This window comes from Streptomyces sp. URMC 127 (genome assembly GCF_051386535.1).
In the GTDB taxonomy this organism is placed as follows: Bacteria; Actinomycetota; Actinomycetes; order Streptomycetales; family Streptomycetaceae; genus Streptomyces.
The window spans coordinates 1-5,694 of the sequence record NZ_JBPQTW010000322.1 but is presented as its reverse complement, the minus strand read 5'-3'; the positions used below and the strand labels follow the sequence as shown (position 1 = coordinate 5,694).

General features: G+C 68.9%; 3 protein-coding genes, 1 tRNA gene and 1 pseudogene. 2 read left to right on the top strand and 3 right to left on the bottom strand.

Translation table 11 applies throughout. The features are described 5' to 3' along the window. Positions 1-354: pseudogene (locus ACSNOH_RS33095) on the top strand (hypothetical protein); the annotation flags it as partial. Between the two features lie 468 nt (positions 355-822). Continuing rightward, the gene (gene bldC / locus ACSNOH_RS33090; RefSeq protein ID WP_003949541.1) at positions 823-1,029 is read left to right on the top strand and encodes a developmental transcriptional regulator BldC; all 207 of its coding nucleotides are present in this window, start codon (positions 823-825) and stop codon (positions 1,027-1,029) included. 518 nt (positions 1,030-1,547) lie between these two features. Here bldC and ACSNOH_RS33085 read toward each other — a convergent pair. The 3 genes from ACSNOH_RS33085 to hrpA form a co-directional block, all read right to left on the bottom strand. Next, positions 1,548-1,820 (bottom strand): DUF6274 family protein, encoded by a 273-nt coding sequence (locus tag ACSNOH_RS33085; protein WP_436725145.1) that lies wholly within the window; start codon positions 1,818-1,820, stop codon positions 1,548-1,550. Positions 1,821-1,927: 107 nt separating this feature from the next. After that, positions 1,928-2,002 (bottom strand) — tRNA-Asp (locus tag ACSNOH_RS33080). 134 nt (positions 2,003-2,136) lie between these two features. Beyond that, a partial coding sequence (gene hrpA, locus ACSNOH_RS33075; protein WP_436725144.1) for an ATP-dependent RNA helicase HrpA occupies positions 2,137-5,694 on the bottom strand: 3,558 nt, incomplete at its 5' end.

Genomic DNA, 5,694 nt, shown 5'->3' with positions numbered 1-5,694 from the left:
GGCCGGGACGGGCTCGTACTGCGCTACCGCACGCCGATGGTGCAGGCGAGGCGGCGGGTGGCCCGGGGGCTGCGCACGCTCAAGGACGCGATCGACGAGGGCCCGCTGATCGACGGGCTGGTGGACGTGGGGCGGTGGCTGGAGGAGTTCCATCCGCGCTCCCTGGTGGAGCTGGACTACGGAGGCCTGGTGCATATGGTGCCCGAGGCGCAGCTCGCCGAGGATCATTCCGCCGGGGACACGGCGGAGGGGCTCGCGGCGTTGCGCGCGGGGGACGGGGTGCGCGCGGGGCGGGCGTACGAGCGGTTGACGGAGCGCTGGAGCGCCGTACGCAACCGTCAGTACGCCAATTGAAGTCCTGGTCGGAGAAGGCCCGGGACCTAGGTCCCGATCCGGGCCATTGCGGCAACCGTGACCTAACGCACTTTCGTCAGGTCTTGCGCCCATCGCCCATCCGCGTGGCAAAATAGGACAAGGAGTCCGGGAAGGGCTCCTTCCGTCCAACTACGGGCGGATTGATCGGTATTGCACTCCTTGACGGGTCTGGTGACCCCTGATCCCGCTGTGACTGATCGTCACGGTGGCGTGACTGTCCGCTATGGCATGGTCCATCGGCTTCCGTCGAGGTTGAACACCTGAGAGGGCAATTCCATCGGTTTGGCCGACGTGGCTGGACAGATGGTGTAGTTGTAGTGCCGAGGACAAGCCGTTCGTCCTATAACCGACTCGGCCCGCGTCCGCCATTTCGGGCAACGCGGGTCAAGGTGCAGAATTTAGAGGAAAGAACCGACTCCACGTCAGGTTCTCCCGAGGAGGCCGCTCATGACCGCTCGCACCCCTGATGCCGAGCCGCTGCTGACCCCGGCTGAGGTTGCCACGATGTTCCGCGTGGACCCGAAGACGGTCACCCGTTGGGCCAAGGCTGGCAAGCTCACGTCCATCCGTACGCTCGGAGGACACCGCCGTTACCGCGAAGCGGAGGTCCGCGCCCTGCTGGCGGGCATCCCGCAGCAGCGCAGCGAGGCCTGAACAACCGCATGACCGGGCGTTTTCCGGGGCCCCCAACCCGGTTCGCGCCCTGCTCCAGTTTCTGCTGAAGCACCACCCGAGCTGCACACGACCGGTTCCTGCCCCAACAGGACCGCTGCCCACCGACTTGGGCGAGTCGTCGATCGCGCTGGACTCCGCCGGGTCCAGCGCGATCTTTTTTATACCCGGACGCCGCCGAGCGGCCATGGGATGCCACCGGAAGCCGTCCGGCGGCAGCGGGCGGCGCCCGGCGGCCCTTGCCCGGCTTCGGGCGGCGAGCGCCGGCGGAGCACCCGTACGGAGTCCTGGTCCCACCCTTTCGGGTGGAGTGCAATTGCACATATTAAATTGACCCGTTGTAGGTCAGGGGTAAGTTCCCTCGTCCGGGAAACTCTTTCGGTGACTCCCATCACAGCGCGACGGGCTTGTCACTCACTGTGCTGCTGCGGTAAAGAGCCCGACGCGCAACGACGGTGCGCGGCACGGCGGCCGACTGCCGCCCGTACAGGCGCCGTTGGTCACCCGGAGGCGGTCCGCGCCCCCTCGGCGCCCTCCGGCTCGGAGACCGGCCCTGCGGGCCCCGCGGCGGCCGCCTCCTGGGCGAGCCGCAGCAGCCGGTGACACACGGCGCAGTGCCGGGTCAGGTGGCGGTAGCCGGAAGCGGCCGACGCGGCGGACAGATGGGCGCGCAGCAGCGCCCGCGTTTCGTGCCGGATGCTCTCGGCCCTGAGCTTGCCCGCCCGGGGGCTCCCGGGCCGCTTCGTCCCTGCCGGGGTGGTGGTCGTCGTCATGGAGCGCAGCACCTCCACTGCCTGGGTACCCCTGGCACGTGTCCCAGTCAAGGTCGAACGCGAGAAGGCCCGGATCCCTGAAAGGGAATCCGGGCCTTCAATCACTGCGGTCCTGACGGGATTTGAACCCGCGGCCTCCACCTTGACAGGGTGGCGAGCACTCCAAACTGCTCCACAGGACCTTGCTTGCTTCCCGCTCCGGCGGGCTTGCGAGACAGACTCTACAGCAGGTCAGGGGGTGCGGTCGAACCCGATCACGGCGGGGCCCCCGAACGGGGCCGCGCACCGTGCCGCGGCCCGGCCGCACCACCCGTCCCTAGGGCACCAGCTGATCGATGGCCTTCACGATCCGCTTGTCGGAGACCGGGTGCGCCGTCCCCAGCGCGTGGGCGAAGTAGCTCACCCGCAGCTCCTCGATCATCCAGCGGACGTCGAGCGCCTCCCGGGGCACCGGGCGCCCCTTCGGGAACTGCTCCAGGAGCCACGCGTACTCGTCCTGCATCTCCTTCACCTTCGCCATCCGGGAGCGGTCCCGGTCGGCGTTGGCGGGCAGCTGGGTGAGCCGCCGGTCGACCGCCACCAGATAGCGCAGCAGGTCGGGCAGGCGCCGCACGCCGTGCTCGGTGACGAAGCCCGGCTTGATCAGCCAGGCCAGCTGCTCCTTGACGTCCGACAGAGAGGACATCAGCGACAGGCTCGTGGTGGCCTTCAGCCGGCGCTCGCACGCCTGCCAGGCGGCCAGCACCTCCTGCACCTTGCGGATCGCGTCCATCGTCGCGTCCACGATGTCCGCCCGTACCGCGTCGAAGAGCTTGCGGAAGGATTCTTCGTCCCAGACGGGGCCGCCGTGCGCCGCGATCAGCTTGTCCGCCGCACCCGCCACGCAGTCGTCGAAGAGCGCCTGGACGGAGCCGTGCGGATTGCGCGACAGGGCGAGCTTCTGCTGGTTGCCCAGCTTGTCCTGGGCGAACTTCGCCGGGTTGGACGGCAGGTTCAGCAGGATCAGCCGGCGGGTGCCCCGCCACATCGCCTCGCGCTGCTCCGGCTCGGTGTCGAAGAGCCGCACGGCGACCGAGGAGCCCTCGTCCACCAGCGCCGGATACGCCTTGACCGGCTGGCCGGCCCGGCGCGTCTCGAAGGTGCGCGGCAGCGTGCCCACCGTCCAGGACGTGAGGCCCGAGCGCTGCTCCGGTGCGCCGCCGCGGCCGCCCCCCGCCCCCGCGGCCGACGCGGCCTGCTCGAAGGCCTTGGAGATCGCCGCCTGCGTCTTCGGCTTGAGCCGCAGCCGCAGCGCCTCCAGGTCCTTGTCCTCGGCGATCTTGCGGCGGCGCTCGTCGACCACCCGGAAGGTGATCTTCAGGTGGTCGGGGACCTTGCCCAGGTCGAAGTCCTCCGGATCCAGCCGTACGGCCGTCATCCGGTGCAGCTCGCGCGCCAGCGTGACCGTCAGCGGCTCCTGCAGCGGAACGGCACGGTCCAGGAACGCCTTGGCGAAGTTCGGCGCCGGCACGTAGTTCCTGCGGATCGGCTTGGGCAGCGACCGGATCAGCTCCGTCACCAGGTCCTCGCGCAGCCCCGGGATCTGCCAGTCGAAGCCCTCGGCCGAGACCTGGTTCAGCACCTGCAGCGGGATGTGGACGGTCACGCCGTCCGCGTCCGCCCCCGGCTCGAACTGGTAGGTCACCTTGAACTTCAGCCGGCCCTGCCGCCAGGAGTCCGGGTAGTCGTCCTTGGTGACCGCCTCGGCGTTCTCGTTGATGAGCATCGACTGCTCGAAGTTCAGCAACTCCGGCTCGTCGCGCCGCTTGTGCTTCCACCACGAGTCGAAGTGCGCGCCCGACACGACGTGTTCGGGCAGCCGCTGGTCGTAGAAGTCGAAGAGCGTCTCGTCGTCCACCAGGATGTCCCGGCGGCGGGCGCGGTGCTCCAGCTCCTCGACCTCGCCCAGCAGCTTGCGGTTGTCGTGGAAGAACTGGTGGTGCGTCCGCCAGTCGCCCTCGACCAGGGCGTGCCGGATGAACAGCTCGCGGCTGGTCTCCGGGTCGATCCGGCCGAAGTTGACCTTCCGCTGCGCGACGATCGGCACGCCGTAGAGCGTCACCCGCTCGTACGCCATGACGGCCGCCTGCTTCTGCTCCCAGTGCGGCTCGCTGTAATTGCGCTTCACCAGGTGCTGCGCGAGCGGCTCGATCCACTCGGGCTCGACCTTGGCGTTGACCCGCGCCCACAGCCGCGACGTCTCCACCAGCTCGGCCGACATCACCCAGCGCGGCTGCTTGCGGAACAGCGCCGAGCCCGGGAAGACCGCGAACTTCGCGCTGCGCGCACCCAGGTACTCGTTCTTCTCGGTGTCCTTCAGACCGATGTGCGACAGCAGACCGGCCAGCAGCGACTGGTGGATGCGGTCAGGGGCCGCATCCTCCTCCGCCATGTGGACGCCCATCTGCTTGGCGACCGTCCGCAGCTGCGAGTAGATGTCCTGCCACTCGCGTATGCGCAGATAGTTCAGGAACTCCGACTTGCACATGCGCCGGAAGGCCGACGAGGACAGCGTCTTCTGCTGCTCGCGCACGTAGCGCCACAGGTTCAGGAAGGCGAGGAAGTCGCTCGTCTCGTCCTTGAAGCGGGCGTGCTGCTGATCGGCCTGCGCCTGCTTCTCCGAGGGCCGCTCGCGCGGATCCTGGATGGACAGCGCCGCCGCGATCACCATGACCTCGCGCACGCAGCCGTTGCGGTCGGCCTCCAGGACCATGCGGGCCAGCCGCGGGTCCACCGGAAGCTGCGCGAGCTTGCGCCCCGACTGCGTGAGCCGCTTCTTAGGGTCCTTCTGTGCGGGATCGAGCGCACCCAGCTCGACCAGCAGGTCGATGCCGTCCTTGATGTTGCGCCGGTCCGGCGGGTCGATGAACGGGAACTTCTCGATGTCGCCCAGGCCGGCCGCCGTCATCTGCAGGATGACCGAGGCCAGGTTCGTCCGGAGGATCTCCGCGTCCGTGAACTCCGGACGCGCGAGGAAGTCCTCCTCCGAGTACAGCCGGATGCAGATGCCGTCCGACGTGCGGCCGCAGCGGCCCTTGCGCTGGTTCGCGCTCGCCTGCGAGACCGGCTCGATCGGCAGCCGCTGCACCTTGGTGCGGTGGCTGTAGCGCGAGATCCGCGCGAAGCCGGGGTCGATCACGTACCGGATGCCCGGCACGGTCAGGGACGTCTCCGCCACGTTCGTCGCGAGCACGATCCGGCGGCCCGTGTGGCGCTGGAAGACCCGGTGCTGCTCGGCGTGCGACAGACGGGCGTACAGCGGGAGGATCTCGGTGAACCGCAGCTTCTTCTTCTCCAGCGCGTCCGCGGTGTCACGGATCTCCCGCTCGCCGGAGAGGAAGACCAATATGTCGCCGTCGCCCTCGCGCTGCAGCTCCTCCACCGCGTCACAGATCGCCGTGATCTGATCGCGGTCCGCGTCGCCGGAATCCTCCTCCAGCAGCGGCCGGTACCGCACCTCCACCGGATACGTCCGCCCGCTCACCTCGATGATCGGCGCGTCCCCGAAATGGCGCGAGAAGCGCTCCGGGTCGATCGTGGCCGAGGTGATGACGACCTTGAGGTCCGGGCGGCGCGGCAGCAGCTGGGCCAGATAGCCGAGGATGAAGTCGATGTTGAGGCTGCGCTCGTGCGCCTCGTCAATGATGATCGTGTCGTACTGGCGCAGCTCGCGGTCCGTCTGGATCTCGGCGAGCAGGATGCCGTCCGTCATCAGCTTGACCAGCGTGCTCTCGCCCACCTGATCCGTGAAGCGGACCTTCCAGCCCACGGTCTCGCCCAGCGGCGTGCGCAGCTCCTCCGCGACGCGCTCCGCGACCGTGCGGGCGGCGATCCG